We start from the raw sequence: 13466 nt of genomic DNA, 5'->3' as shown, positions 1-13466 counted from the left end.
GCACCATATCTAGTTTTTCTGAAAGAAACGGGGAGTGAAAATGGTTTCTGCAAACGAAAAAGCAGTCAAAAAGAAAAGGTTTCTATCTGAAGAAAAGAAAGACATGATTTCTGGCTATCTTTATGTATCACCTTTCTTTATTATCTTTGCTGTTATTGGGTTATATCCAGCACTATTCAGCTTGTACCTCGCTTTTCAAAAATGGAATGGGCTAAGCCCTATGGAGTTTGCTGGGTTAAATAACTTCAAAATTGTATTAGAAGATCCACTATTTTGGAAATCTTTATATAACACAATTGTTATTGGATTAATGGGTACTGCTCCTCAATTAATTTTTGGGATTATCCTTGCATTTCTATTAAATCTATCGTTTCTCCGCTTTAGAAATTTCTTCAGAGTTACGATCTTCATGCCATATATTACGTCAATGGTTGCAGTAGCCCTCATTTTCAGTGTGTTATTTAGTAATCACGAAACTTCTTTAGCCAATTATGTACTAGGCGTGTTTGGATTTGATCCTGTTAACTGGGCAACATCTGAATGGGGTACAAAAATTGCAATCTCCATTATGGTGTTTTGGAGATGGGTTGGTTATAACACAATTATTTATTTAGCAGGTCTTCAAAGTATTTCAAATGATCTGTATGAAGCAGCGACAATTGATGGCGCTAATAAGTTTCAACAAATGCTTTATATCACAATGCCAATGCTAAAACCGTTTATCATTTTAACTGTTTTCTTCTCAACAGTTGGTGCATTGCAATTATTCGCTGAGCCAACCGTATTCTTAGGTACATCAGCCTTTACAAGAGACGAAGCTATGACAGTAGTTATGTATTTATATCGCGATGCCTTTAAATTACAATCATTTGGTACAGCATCTGCAACAGCTGTAATCTTGTTATTTATCATCATCATCTTCTCTGCAATTAATACGTTAATAACATCTGGGAAGATTGGTAGAAAAAAGGAGGGAGCTAAATAATGGGTGACGTAGCAGGAACAAAAAAGTTTTCAAAAGGTAGAATATTCATCTATGCATTTCTTACTCTAGCATCACTTTTTTCATTGTTTCCGTTTTATTGGATGTTTGTGATGGCAACAAGCCCAAGTTCAGCTTACAACTCCATTCCGCCAACGATCACCCCGGGTAATTTGTTAGTGGAAAACTTCCAAAAGGTGTTGGGTGCCATTGATTTCTTCCAGGCAATGATCAATACTGTAATTCTTTGTACATCAGTAACTATCGTTGTATTGATTATTAGCTCATTAGCAGGATTTGCTTTTGCAAAATTTAAATTTCCTGGGAAAAATGCGTTGTTTGTTTCCATTCTTTTAACAATGGTTATCCCACCGCAATTAGGATTAATTCCGCAATACTACTTAATTTCAAAAGCAGGTTTGCTTGATACATTACAAGGTGTTGCGATTCTATTTTTCTTAAATCCATTAGGAATCTTCCTGATGAGACAATATGTAAGCAATTCGGTACCTGATGAATTAATTGAAGCTGCAAAGCTTGATGGGTGTTCGAATTTCAGAATCTACCGCAGCATTGTGTTACCGATTATTTTACCAGCTTTCGCAACATTAGGTATTATCGTCTTCACAGCTGTATGGGGAGAATTCTTATGGCAATTTACAATTCTAAGAGATCCAGAAATGTATACAATTCAAGTTGCCTTGGCGACATTAAGTAACACATTCAACATTGACTTCGGTATGATTTTATCTGGTGTATTCTGGGCTACAGTACCTTTACTAATTATTTTCCTACTGTTTAACAGATTATTTATTTCTAGTATTACTGATGGTGCGGTTAAATAAAAAATTTCAATTTATTACCTTCCTTTTTCGCCCATTATCAAATTGTAAATTGCTTCAAATAATAGTAATCTAAACAGTAAATAAGCAATCTATTATGAAGGCGAAAGGCAATTGAGGGACCGCTATGAATTTAACGATTAAAGATATTGCGAAGATGGCTGGAGTATCTCCAGGAACTGTATCAAAAATTATTAATAACTATGGTGGCATTAGTGAAAAAACGAAGAAAAAGGTAATGGATATTATCCAGGAAACAGGATATCAGCCTACCTTTTCTGCTAAAGCACTTGCCACCAAAAAATCGAATTTAATTGGGTTAATTTATGCCGGTAAAGTAAATGTTGATTTTACACATCCTTTCTTTAATGAGGTTGTTACTTCGTTTAAAAAAACAATTGGTTCGCTAGGCTATGACATTATCATGTTCTCAAACGAACAATTCTACAAAGATAATGGTAGTTATTTAGCAAGATGTCGCCATTTTCATGTAGATGGCTGTGTCATCATTGCTGGTGAAGAAGTAGAGGATGCGATCTATGAGCTTGTGCGCGAGGAAATTCCTTGTATGGGAATTGACCTTGAGCTTAGCGGACCAAAAGCAAGCTTTGTGATGAGTGATAATGTAAATTTATCAAGAAAAGTGATTCAACACTTTTATTTGCAAGGAACTAGAGACATTGGGTTTATTGGTGGTCAAGAAGATTCTGCGATCACGATGTTTCGCGAAAAAGGTGTAAGAGAAACAATGGATCAGCTTGGCCTTGAGATTCATCAAGAGTGGTTTCAATATGGGGATTTCCATGAAGAAAGTGGATATCAAGCCATGAATAAAATATTAGAAACAAAAGCTTATCCGCGAGCTGTTTTTGCAGTATCGGATATGATGGCTTTTGGTGCAATTGATGCGATTAGAGATAAGGGACTAAGGGTTCCTGAAGATATATCTGTGATTGGCTGTGATGATATTGATGCATGTCGACATAGCAGTCCAAAGCTATCGACTGTAAGGCAGGATAAAGAACAGCTTGGGAAGCTAGCTGCGTATATGCTAAATGACATCATCAATGGAAAATCAGAATTAAAGCCTGTTTTTATCGATTCTAATTTAGTAGTAAGAGAATCATAACAAAAGAATTTGGTGGAGGTACAACAATGGCAATTATACAATTTCCAAAAGAGATGAGATGGGGAGCTGCAACAGCAGCATACCAAATCGAAGGAGCAGCAACTGAAGATGGAAGAGGTCTTTCCATTTGGGATACCTTTGCCAAAACACCTGGTAAAGTATTAAATGGCGATAACGGAGATGTAGCGTGTGACAGCTATCACCGCTATGAAGAAGATATTGCATTAATGAAAGAACTTGGAATTGATATTTATCGTTTTTCTGTATCATGGCCACGTATTTTTCCTAATGGAACTGGTGAAATCAATGAAAAAGGTCTTCAATATTATCATGATTTTGTAGATGCACTGCTAGCAAATGGAATTGAGCCAATGTGTACGCTATATCACTGGGATCTGCCACAAGCTCTTCAAGATAAAGGTGGCTGGGAAAACCGTGAAACAGTAGATGCATTTGCTGATTATGCAGAGCTTATGTTTAAAGAGTTTAACGGAAAAATAAAAAAATGGATTACAATCAATGAACCATGGTGTGTATCATTTCTATCAAACTTTATCGGACTTCATGCACCTGGATTCCAAAATTTACAATTAGCAACAACGATTTCACATCATTTACTACTTGCACATGGTAAAGCAGTATCCCGCCTAAGAGACGGAGGATACGAAGGTGAGATTGGTTATGCACCTAATACAGAATGGAATGAGCCGTTTAGCAACAAACAAGAAGATATCGATGCTTGTAACAGAGCAACAGGCTGGTTTGTTGAGTGGTTCTTTGATCCTGTATTCAAAGGTAGCTATCCACAATTTATGGTAGAGTGGTTTGAGAAAAAAGGTGTAACAGTGCCAATTCAAGAAGGCGACATGAACATCATTAACCAAGAAATTGATTTTGTTGGAATCAACTACTACACAGGCAGTGTGACTAGATACAAAGAAAATGATGGTTTACTAGATACTGAAAAAGTAGATATTGGCTATGAAAAAACTGATTTTGATTGGAATATCTACCCTGAAGGATTTTATAAGGTGTTAACAAAAATAAATGAGCAATACGGGTCAGTACCAATTTATATTACTGAAAATGGTGCCTGCTACAATGATGGAGTTGAAAACGGCAGAGTGAAAGACCAAAGACGTATTGACTATTTAAAACAACATTTAACATCATTAAAACGAGCAATTGACAGTGGTGTAAATATTAAAGGCTATCTTACGTGGTCACTGCTTGATAACTTTGAATGGGCAGAAGGCTATGATAAGCGCTTTGGAATCATTCATGTTGATTTCAACACATTAGAAAGAACAAAGAAAGATAGTTACTATTGGTATAAGCAAACAATTAAAAATGGTTTCTTTGACATGTTTTATTAAGAAAGACGCCCCTTTCGGAAACCGATTTCGGTTAAGGAAGGGGATTTTTATCATTAAGGGGTAAAGAAAAATAGATAAATAGACAATATTATATGGCTGCGGGATGGGGGATCTTTATGCAGAAGCTCTTACATAAATTCAGAAAGAAGAAGAGTAGTACTAGTAATCATCGAAGAACTGTTGTGAAATTACCCTTAAAGCTTACTGTTGGACGAAAAATTTTTACTGTATTTGCTATCATTTTTATCTTAATTGCAGCTCTTAGTGTTTCTACTCTTACTGGATTAAACACAATGAACAAAAAATCCAGTGAAGTAGAGGATGTGTGGCTTCCATCAGTAGAAAGACTCGGTGAAATGAGGTATCTCGTCGAGCAGGTGGCTGCGTTTCAATTGTTTTATGCTAGTGCGGAAACAATTGGGGAAATGAACCACTTTGATGGACGGTTTGACACGATTTTTAGTAGATTAGATGAGCTGTTCGAACAGTTTGAGAATACTATCTCAACTAAAGAGGAAGAAACTATTTATTCAGGATTCCAAGCAGAATGGGATAAATACCTTGTTGTTCATGAAGAAATTCTTGCTCTATCAAGAGCTAATCAAGATGACGAAGCAAGTCAAATGATCAAACAATCCCGACAACAAATTGAAACGGTTGAAGGTTATCTAACGAAGCTTGTTGAGTTAAATCAATCAAAGGCAAAGAAAGCAGCAGAAGATAGACATACTATAACAACAATCGTTTTATCTATTACAGCTATTTTGATTGTCGTTGTATTAGTTATCTCCATTATTATGGGACTTCTTCTTTCAAGAAGCATTTCTCGTCCGTTGATAGAGATGTCAAGAAGTGTGAAGCAGGTAGCTCAAGGAAATTTAATGTTAGAGCCTATTTCGATTAAAAATAGAGATGAAATTGGTAAACTAGCAACAGATTTTAACACAATGACAGACAATCTGAAGAAATTAATCGTAGAAGTAATGAAAAACTCTGAGAGAGTGGCAGCAACATCTGAAGAGCTCACAGTTAGTGCTGAACAAACACAACAAGGAAACAATTCAATCTCTGCTGCTATAAAAGAGGTAGCTGGCGGTGCGGAGAATCAGGTAACACGTGCTTCTGAGGCAAACCGTGTGATTCAAGAAATTTCAAAAGGAATGACACAGGCTGCACATTCTATTCAAGCTGTTTCCGATCTCACATTAGCAACAAATGAAAAGGCAACAACTGGACAGGGAATTGTTTCGCAAACTGTTGTTCAAATGAATGAAGTGCAGCATAAGGTTCAACATACCTCTTCTGCCATGAATTCGTTAAGTAACAAATCAAACCAAATTGGTCAAATTCTTTCTTTAATAACGAGTGTTGCAGATCAAACTAATTTATTAGCTCTAAATGCAGCTATTGAAGCAGCAAGAGCCGGTGAGCATGGAAAAGGATTTGCTGTTGTAGCTGATGAGGTCAGAAAGCTTGCGGAGCAATCTGGACAAGCGGCTGAGGAAATTAAAAAAGTGATCTTTGAAATGCAAGCAGAAGTTGCTCATGCGCTAGAGTCAATGACAGGTGGAATCAACGCTGTTGATGAAGGAATCGTGATGGTCAATAAAACCGGAGATTCTTTTGGGAATATTGTAGATATGGTAGCTGAGGTTGCATCACAATCACAGGAAGTATCAGCTATAGTGGAGCAAGTAAATGCTAGCACACAAAGCATGGTTCATTTAATAGAGGAGATTTCGAACATATCTGTGTTTTCAGCAGGAAATACAGAAGAAGTGGCTGCATCAGTTGAACAGCAAAACACAATTATGGCAAATGTTACTGCATCATCTGAAGAGTTAAGTCAAAAAGCATTGGCACTTCAGGAGCTAGTAAAGAAGTTTAGTGTATAAAATGAGTGAAAAATTAGAATTATTTTACTGTACTGCTTTTCATTAGCAGATAACCATAGTATACTAGATTTGTTGTTAACGTTTTCAAAGGGTGTATATTTTTTTAAGTGAGAAAGAAAACGGTTTCCTAACATCTTTTGTTCTCTTTTAGGAAACCGGTTTCTATATAAGATTCACATCAAACAAGGGGGATTTATTTTGAAGCACAGATTTTTAAAAAGGTTTATGGCACTAATAATGGTTCTTGGGTTATTAACATCATTACTACCTAATTTTGCTTCAGCAGCAGAAGCTGATTACAACAACTTGCTTGTTGGACCAGGGAAAAAACCGTCTCAAGGTGGGGCATTAAGCCTTAAGGTGGTTAATGGTCAAAAAACATTGGTTGATAAAAATGGCCAACCAATCCAACTCCGTGGGATGAGTACTCATGGTTTACAATGGTTCCCAGGAATTTTAAATGAAAATGCGTTTTCGGCTCTTTCAAATGACTGGGGTTCAAACCTTATTCGTCTTGCGATGTATGTTGGTGAAGGTGGATATGCAACAGATCCAAAACTGATGAAGCAACGAGTTATTGATGGAATTGAATTAGCAAAAGCAAACGATATGTATGTGATTGTCGACTGGCATGTCCATGCTCCGGGAGACCCAAATGCAGATGTTTATAAAGGGGCAATGAATTTCTTTAAAGAAATTTCAAGTCTATATCCGAACGATCCTCACATTATCTATGAATTAGCAAATGAACCAAGCAGTAATAGTAATGATGGACCAGGATTAACAAATGATGCAGAAGGCTGGGCAAAAGTAAAATCATATGCTGAGCCGATTATTAAAATGCTACGTGATAGTGGAAATCAAAACATTGTGATAGTTGGTAGCCCAAACTGGAGCCAACGTGCTGATTTAGCTGCTGATAATCCAATTGATGATGCAAATACAATGTATACTGTTCACTTTTATACTGGTTCACATCCAGCAGCATCAGACAGCTCAAATCGCGAAAATGTCATGAGTAATGCTAGATATGCGCTAGAAAAAGGACAAGCTGTTTTTGCAACAGAATGGGGCACAAGTGAAGCAAATGGAAACAACGGTCCATATTTGGAAGAAGCAAATCAATGGATCAACTTCTTAAATGAAAATAATATTAGCTGGGCTAACTGGTCTCTAACTAATAAAAATGAAACATCTGCAGCGTTTACTCCGTTTCAATTGGGGAAAACAGAGGCAACTGATTTAGATCCAGGTGCTGATCAAGTGTGGGCGCCGAAAGAATTAAGCTTATCAGGTGAATATGTTCGTGCTCGTATTAAAGGAGTTTCTTATGAGCCGATCGATCGTACGAAATATTCGAAAGTACTTTTTGACTTTACAGATTCTACACAAGGCTTTGGCGTAAATAGTGATAGTCCAGTAAAAGATGTAACGTTAAAGAGTGTTAATGGAGCTCTACAAATTTCAGGATTAAATGCAAGCAGTGATGTTTCGGCAGACAACTATTGGGCAAATGTACGCCTATCTGCTGATAACTGGGGTGAGTCGGTAGATGTTTTAGGTGCGCAAGAACTATCAATGGATGTGATTGTGGACAAGCCAACAACTGTTTCTGTTGCAGCCATTCCACAAGGACCTTCAGCAGGATGGGCTAATCCGACACGTGCCATCCAAGTAAAAGCGGAGGATTTTGTACCATTCGGAAATCAATACAAAGCAGTATTAACCATTTCAAAAGAAGATGCTCCATCATTAGCAACAATTGCAGAAAGCCCAGACAATAATAATTTAGAAAATATCATATTATTTGTTGGAGCTGAAAATACAGATGTTGTTTCTTTAGATAATGTAACTGTAACTGGAAAAGAAGTTGAGATTGAAGTCATTAATGATCCAGAAGGAACAGCAACACTTCCATCTACTTTTGAGGATGATACTCGTCAAGGCTGGAAATGGAGTGGCGACTCAGGAGTTAAAACAGCATTAACAATTGAAGAAGCAAACGGTTCTAAAGCATTGTCATGGGAATTTGCTTATCCTGAAGTGAAACCAACTGACAACTGGGCATCAGCTCCACGTCTAGACTTCTGGTCAGAAGATTTAAAACGCGGTGACAATGAATATGTTGCATTTGATTTATACCTTGACCCAACACGTGCAACAGAAGGTGGAATTTCCATTAACTTAGTTTTCCAACCAGAATCACTAGGTTTCTGGCAACAATCTTCTGAAACATTTGATATTGATTTAACAGCATTAGATTCTGCAGAAAAAACAGCAGATGGCCTTTATCATTATGAAGCGAAAATTGATGTTACAAATCTTGAAAACGTAAAGCCAGATACAGCATTACGTAACATGCTACTCATTTTTGCGGATGATAACAGTGACTTTGCAGGAAGAATGTTTGTTGATAATGTAAGATTCGATAAAGCCTCTGCACCTGGTACAGGTGACGGAGACGAAGAAACACCAGCTCAACCAGGCACTGGTGAAAACGACGGACAAACACCAACCGACCCTGCTGACGGTGACGAATCAAGCAAAGACCCAGTAGCAACACCTGTAAAAGATAAAGAAAAAGCGAAAGAAAAAGATAAAAACAAAAATGGCGAAAAGCTACCAAAAACAGCTACAAACTCATTTAATACGCTATTAATTGGAGCAATTGTGTTACTTGCTGGTGCTGGAGCTTACTTTTATATAAGAAGAAGAGCTAAATTAGAACAAGAATAATAAATTAAAAAGCTTGTAGAGATGTGATTTCTCTACAAGCTTTTTGTTTAGGTTTTGATTTTGCTTTTAGATAAATTAAAAAGAACAATAGTGTAATGGAGCGGAAGAAACTTGACTCCTGCGGGAGCAGCGGGACAGGTGAGACCCCGCAGGCTGAAAGCCGAGTTATCATGAACGAAACTAGCTCCTTACTCGTAAATTCGTAGGTTAATTTGGTAAGAATGTTTATTGTGAAAAAACAAACCAAATCAGAGCTACATTACGGAAGGAGCTAGTTATTATGAAGGATACCATAAAATATGTGGGTTTAGACGTATCAAAAGAAAAAATTGCTGTCGCTATTGCTGAAGAGGGTCGTGAAGAACCTAGATACTACGGAATGATTCCTCATACAACAGAAGCTATTAGGAAATTAGTGAAGAAACTTGGAGAAGTACACACTCTTCGAATGTGTTATGAAGCTGGGCCAACTGGATACTCATTATATAGATTATTAACTACAATGGGTGTTCATTGTGAAGTAATAGCTCCATCATTGATTCCACAAAAAGCTGGTGAGCGTATAAAAACAGATCGACGAGATTCTATTCGCCTTGCTCGTTTATATCGTTCAGGTGAATTAACTTCTATCTATGTTCCTACAAAAGAAGATGAAGCTCTCCGAGATTTAGTTAGAGCACGAGAAGACGCAAAAGAAGATGAGTTAAGGGCTAAGCATCGGTTAACTAAGTTTTTATTGCGCAATGATATTAAACAGCCAAAAGGAGTAAATAAGTGGACTAAAAGGTATCGTGATTGGTTAGATACATTAAAATTTGAAAGTTCTTCTTTACGAGTTGTGTTTCAGGAATATTATCACCAAATAAAAGAGTTGGAACAACGGATCCGAAGATTCGAAGAGGAAATTAGAGTACAAGCAAATGAAGGTGTTCATGCACCAATTATTCAAGCCCTACAATCATTAAGAGGTGTGGCCCTTATTACCTCTACAAGTCTTGCGGCCGAAATTGGTTCCTTTAAGCGTTTCCCAACACCTAAAAAATTCATGTCCTATATTGGCTTAATTCCGAGTGAACACTCTAGTGGTGAAAAAAGAAGACAGGGGGAAACAACAAAAACAGGAAACCGACATGTTCGACGTTTATTAGTTGAGGCTGCCTGGAGTTATCGATATCAGCCCGCAGTAAAAGGAGAATTAAAAAGGCGGCAAGACGGTCAATCCCCAACAGTTCAGGCGATATCTTGGAAAGCACAAAATAGGCTTCACAAGAAATATTTCAGATTATTATCTAGAGGAAAAGAAAATGGCAAAGCAATTACTGCAGTTGCGAGAGAATTGGCTGGCTTTATTTGGGCTATTGCACAGGAAGTAGATGAGCCTTCAAAAGTTTGATTTATTAGTTAGTTGTTGAATGCAGGTAAGCAGTTTAAAGTGTATTAAAAATAGATAGATGAGAATAGGGCTCGAAGGCAAAGAGAAATACCGGAAAGGAAAATCCACGTGCCTCCTCTGTGCTAGTCTTAAATTAGATAAACGCACGCGGCGAGTTAGTGGATAAGTCCTTTATACGGAAAGATAAAATGTGAAAACCCACGAATATCAGGATGCTAACCGCAGTAGAGATTTTTGCCTTCGTGCCGTGTTCTTAATTATCTATCAAATAAGTAGTTATTAAGGAGGTCACAATATTAAGCCTTCCCTCTTTAGCTTTAAGTAGCTTCTCATCTCCTAAAATAGCAGTCAAGGAGAGCACTTGACAGCCATTCTAGGAGATGAGATTGGGTTAGTAAGCTAAAGAAGGAGATACTCTAGCCAAAAAGGCTAATAGAACAACATAGTAAAGAAGCCGAAAATAGCTTCTCTTCTTAAAGTTGCCAAAAAATATGCATATTACTTATTTTGAGTGGGGGCATTGACAGTTTCGTTCATATCAGGAGGCTCAGCGCACGCCCCGCGGAAAGCAAGTGTCTGCAGTGCAATGGAACGAACTCATTTCTACGCTTTTCTCACAAGCAAACATTAATGTATAAATAGCAAATCAAAACAACTGAGGAAGCGACTTAATAATCGTATAACCACCCATCAACGCCATCACAATCACCACAAGCGCACCTGAAATCGTTAACCATAACGGATGCTTATAATCCCCAACAATACTCTTCTTATAAGCCGCAACAAGTAAGGTTCCAAGCGCTAACGGCAAAATCAAACCATTTAAAGCACCAACCAAAACTAACACTTTAACAGGCTTTCCAATCAACACAAAAGCAAGAGTTGAAACCACAATAAAACCAATTGTAATGACCTTATTATTTCTCTCTAATTTATCACTGAATGTACGAATAAACGAAACAGACGTATACGCTGCACCAACTACTGAAGTAATAGCAGCAGAAAACATAATAATCCCAAAAATTTTATACCCAATATCTCCAGCTGCAAGCTGAAACACAGATGCAGGCGGGTTCGTTGGATCAATTTGTGAACTTAACCCTTTTGAAACAACTCCTAGCACAGCTAGGAAAAGGGCAATACGCATAACAGATGTAAATAATATCCCGACAACAGAGCTTCTTGTTACTTCTGGGATTGCGGCTTTCCCTTTTATACCTGCTTCTAAAAGACGATGTCCACCAGCAAAGGTAATATAGCCACCAACTGTACCACCAACTAATGTTACAATCGCCAAAACATCAATTTGGGCTGGCGCTACCGATCGGATAATCGCTTCACCAACTGGAGGGGCTGTTGTAATCGCAACGTAGATCATTAACCCGATCATGACAAATCCAGCTATTTGTGTGAACCGATCCATTGCTTTCCCTGCTTCCTTCACAACGAAGATAAAGATTGCAATTATTGCCCCAATCACGGCACCAACCTCTGGTGATACACCAGTTATCGCGTTTAGACCAAGACCGGCACCAGCAATATTCCCAATATTAAAGGCAAGACCCCCAAGGACAATCAAGAAAGAAAGGATATACCCGAGTCCGGGAAAAACCATATTGGCAATATCTTGTCCTCTTTTTTCAGAAACAGCAATGATTCGCCATATATTTGTTTGAGCGAAAATGTCTAAAATAATAGAAACTAAAATAACAAAACCAAAACTTGCTGCTAAGGTTTGAGTAAACACAGTTGTTTGTGTTAAGAAACCAGGTCCAATTGCTGAGGTTGCCATTAAAAAGGCAGCACCCATTAATAGCGACCAATTCATTTTTGGTAAAGATGATTTGCTTTTATCATCCTTTTTTGGTGAAACATTAAGTGGCTCCATCTATTTTCCTCCTAACTGAATCAACTCATAATTTATAGTTTGTTACCAAAAAACGTATAAAAACCTTCTTACATCTCATTTCTTCGTATTGTTTAACACTGAGTGATGACGGAGGAAGAATATTCGTTTTTTGATTTAATAGAAATCTTTTTAAATTTAACTCAACTAAATGCGTTGACTTGTATACCTTCAGATTGCATCGACTCTCTTAGCTGCTTAGCGAATACAAGAGCCTCAGGACCATCTCCATGAATACAAACCGTTTGAGCTAAAACAGATACATCAACACCTTGCGTTGAACGAACTTTTCCTTCCTTGATCATTCGAATAACCTGTGAAACAGAATCCTCGTAGCTATGTATAAGTGCATCAGGTTGAGTTCGTGGTGTTAATGACCCGTCTTGCTGATACGTTCGATCAGAGAAGACTTCATTTGCTGTTTTAAGTCCGATTTTTTCACCGGCTTTTACTAACTCACTTCCGGCAAGACCGAAAAGAATCAGCTGTGGATCTACCTTATAAACAGCCTCTGCAATCGCTTCAGATAATTCTCTGTTTTTTGCCGCCATATTATACAAAGCACCATGTGGTTTCACATGCTGCATTTTTTCTCCTTCTGCTTTTAAAAAGCCGGAAAGAGCTCCTATTTGGTAAACAACGAGGTCATAGGCTTCTTGAGGTGAAATGTTCATGTTGCGTCGACCAAAGCCTGCTAAATCAGGTAAACCAGGGTGTGCTCCAATTTTTACGTTATTCTTAAGAGCCAGTTGCACGGTTTTTCGCATCACCGATGGATCTCCAGCATGAAATCCACATGCAACATTTGCTGATGTAATAAATTGAAGAACCTCTTCATCCATCCCAATCTTATAAGCACCAAAACTTTCCCCCAAATCACAATTCAAATCAATTTGATACAAGTAAGATTCCCCCTTTTAAATGAATAAGTATACAAACTAGTGAATTTGATTTTGTTCCCGAATTTAGGAACTGCAGTTTCAATTATTGTAACATGAAATGATGATAATGTATCTCTATAAATTTTTTAACTATTTTGTCATTGAATCTAACAGGGAAAATTAAATACAAGTTTTTTGGTTATTTTCAGTTGTTTTTTAAAGAAACTAAAATTATAATAGCCTCTAAGTCCGATATTAGGAATTAATATTCCGTTTAATGGAACAAGAAAAATAGATTTTAATGAAAATAGCATAGGAGGCTTTCT

General features: G+C 37.4%; 9 protein-coding genes. 7 read left to right on the top strand and 2 right to left on the bottom strand.

All coding sequences use genetic code 11. The annotated features are described in order from the left end of the window. Nucleotides 1-40: 40 nt before the first annotated feature. The 7 genes from D9842_RS19220 to D9842_RS19190 all read left to right on the top strand — a co-directional run bounded on the left by D9842_RS19220 (nucleotide 41) and on the right by D9842_RS19190 (nucleotide 10353). Complete coding sequence (locus tag D9842_RS19220) at nucleotides 41-985, top strand: carbohydrate ABC transporter permease (RefSeq protein WP_098795412.1); 945 nt, start codon at nucleotides 41-43, stop codon at nucleotides 983-985. Next, the gene (locus tag D9842_RS19215) at nucleotides 985-1827 is read left to right on the top strand and encodes a carbohydrate ABC transporter permease (RefSeq protein WP_121663911.1); all 843 of its coding nucleotides are present in this window, start codon (nucleotides 985-987) and stop codon (nucleotides 1825-1827) included. The genes D9842_RS19220 and D9842_RS19215 overlap by 1 nt, the downstream gene beginning before the upstream one ends. Nucleotides 1828-1951: 124 nt before the next feature. Beyond that, a complete protein-coding gene (locus D9842_RS19210) occupies nucleotides 1952-2953 on the top strand; it encodes a LacI family DNA-binding transcriptional regulator (RefSeq protein ID WP_121663910.1) in 1002 nt (333 codons plus the stop codon). A 26-nt stretch (nucleotides 2954-2979) separates the two neighbouring features. Then, nucleotides 2980-4329 carry a GH1 family beta-glucosidase gene (locus D9842_RS19205; protein ID WP_121663909.1) on the top strand — a complete coding sequence of 450 codons (1350 nt, stop codon included), beginning with the start codon at nucleotides 2980-2982 and terminating at the stop codon, nucleotides 4327-4329. A gap of 116 nt (nucleotides 4330-4445) precedes the next feature. Next, a complete protein-coding gene (locus D9842_RS19200; RefSeq protein WP_162987513.1) occupies nucleotides 4446-6224 on the top strand; it encodes a methyl-accepting chemotaxis protein in 1779 nt (592 codons plus the stop codon). Between the two features lie 198 nt (nucleotides 6225-6422). Beyond that, complete coding sequence (locus D9842_RS19195) at nucleotides 6423-8960, top strand: carbohydrate-binding domain-containing protein (RefSeq protein WP_257535909.1); 2538 nt, start codon at nucleotides 6423-6425, stop codon at nucleotides 8958-8960. Between the two features lie 280 nt (nucleotides 8961-9240). Continuing rightward, nucleotides 9241-10353 (top strand): IS110 family RNA-guided transposase, encoded by a 1113-nt coding sequence (locus D9842_RS19190; protein ID WP_121663907.1) that lies wholly within the window; start codon nucleotides 9241-9243, stop codon nucleotides 10351-10353. Between the two features lie 646 nt (nucleotides 10354-10999). On the opposite strand, the gene D9842_RS19185 is transcribed toward D9842_RS19190, so the two are convergent. Both D9842_RS19185 and D9842_RS19180 read right to left on the bottom strand, forming a co-directional pair. After that, on the bottom strand, nucleotides 11000-12181 hold the full coding sequence (locus D9842_RS19185; protein ID WP_121665135.1) for an NRAMP family divalent metal transporter: 1182 nt from the start codon (nucleotides 12179-12181) through the stop codon (nucleotides 11000-11002). A gap of 221 nt (nucleotides 12182-12402) precedes the next feature. Further along, a complete protein-coding gene (locus D9842_RS19180; RefSeq protein WP_121663906.1) occupies nucleotides 12403-13161 on the bottom strand; it encodes a LamB/YcsF family protein in 759 nt (252 codons plus the stop codon). Nucleotides 13162-13466 lie beyond the last annotated feature (305 nt).

Source organism: Metabacillus litoralis (assembly GCF_003667825.1).
GTDB classification, from domain to species: domain Bacteria; phylum Bacillota; class Bacilli; order Bacillales; family Bacillaceae; genus Metabacillus; species Metabacillus litoralis_B.
Note: the sequence above shows the minus strand (reverse complement) of the source record. Positions and strands in the feature narration are given on the sequence as shown.

Excerpts from the sequence above, each read along its gene's own strand:
- D9842_RS19220 (WP_098795412.1), top strand. The coding sequence starts at position 41 with ATGGTTTCTGCAAACGAAAAAGCAGTCAAAAAGAAAAGGTTTCTATCT.
- D9842_RS19215 (WP_121663911.1), top strand. The coding sequence starts at position 985 with ATGGGTGACGTAGCAGGAACAAAAAAGTTTTCAAAAGGTAGAATATTC.
- D9842_RS19210 (WP_121663910.1), top strand. The coding sequence starts at position 1,952 with ATGAATTTAACGATTAAAGATATTGCGAAGATGGCTGGAGTATCTCCA.
- D9842_RS19205 (WP_121663909.1), top strand. The coding sequence starts at position 2,980 with ATGGCAATTATACAATTTCCAAAAGAGATGAGATGGGGAGCTGCAACA.
- D9842_RS19200 (WP_162987513.1), top strand. The coding sequence starts at position 4,446 with ATGCAGAAGCTCTTACATAAATTCAGAAAGAAGAAGAGTAGTACTAGT.
- D9842_RS19190 (WP_121663907.1), top strand. The coding sequence starts at position 9,241 with ATGAAGGATACCATAAAATATGTGGGTTTAGACGTATCAAAAGAAAAA.
- D9842_RS19185 (WP_121665135.1), bottom strand. The coding sequence starts at position 12,181 with ATGAATTGGTCGCTATTAATGGGTGCTGCCTTTTTAATGGCAACCTCA.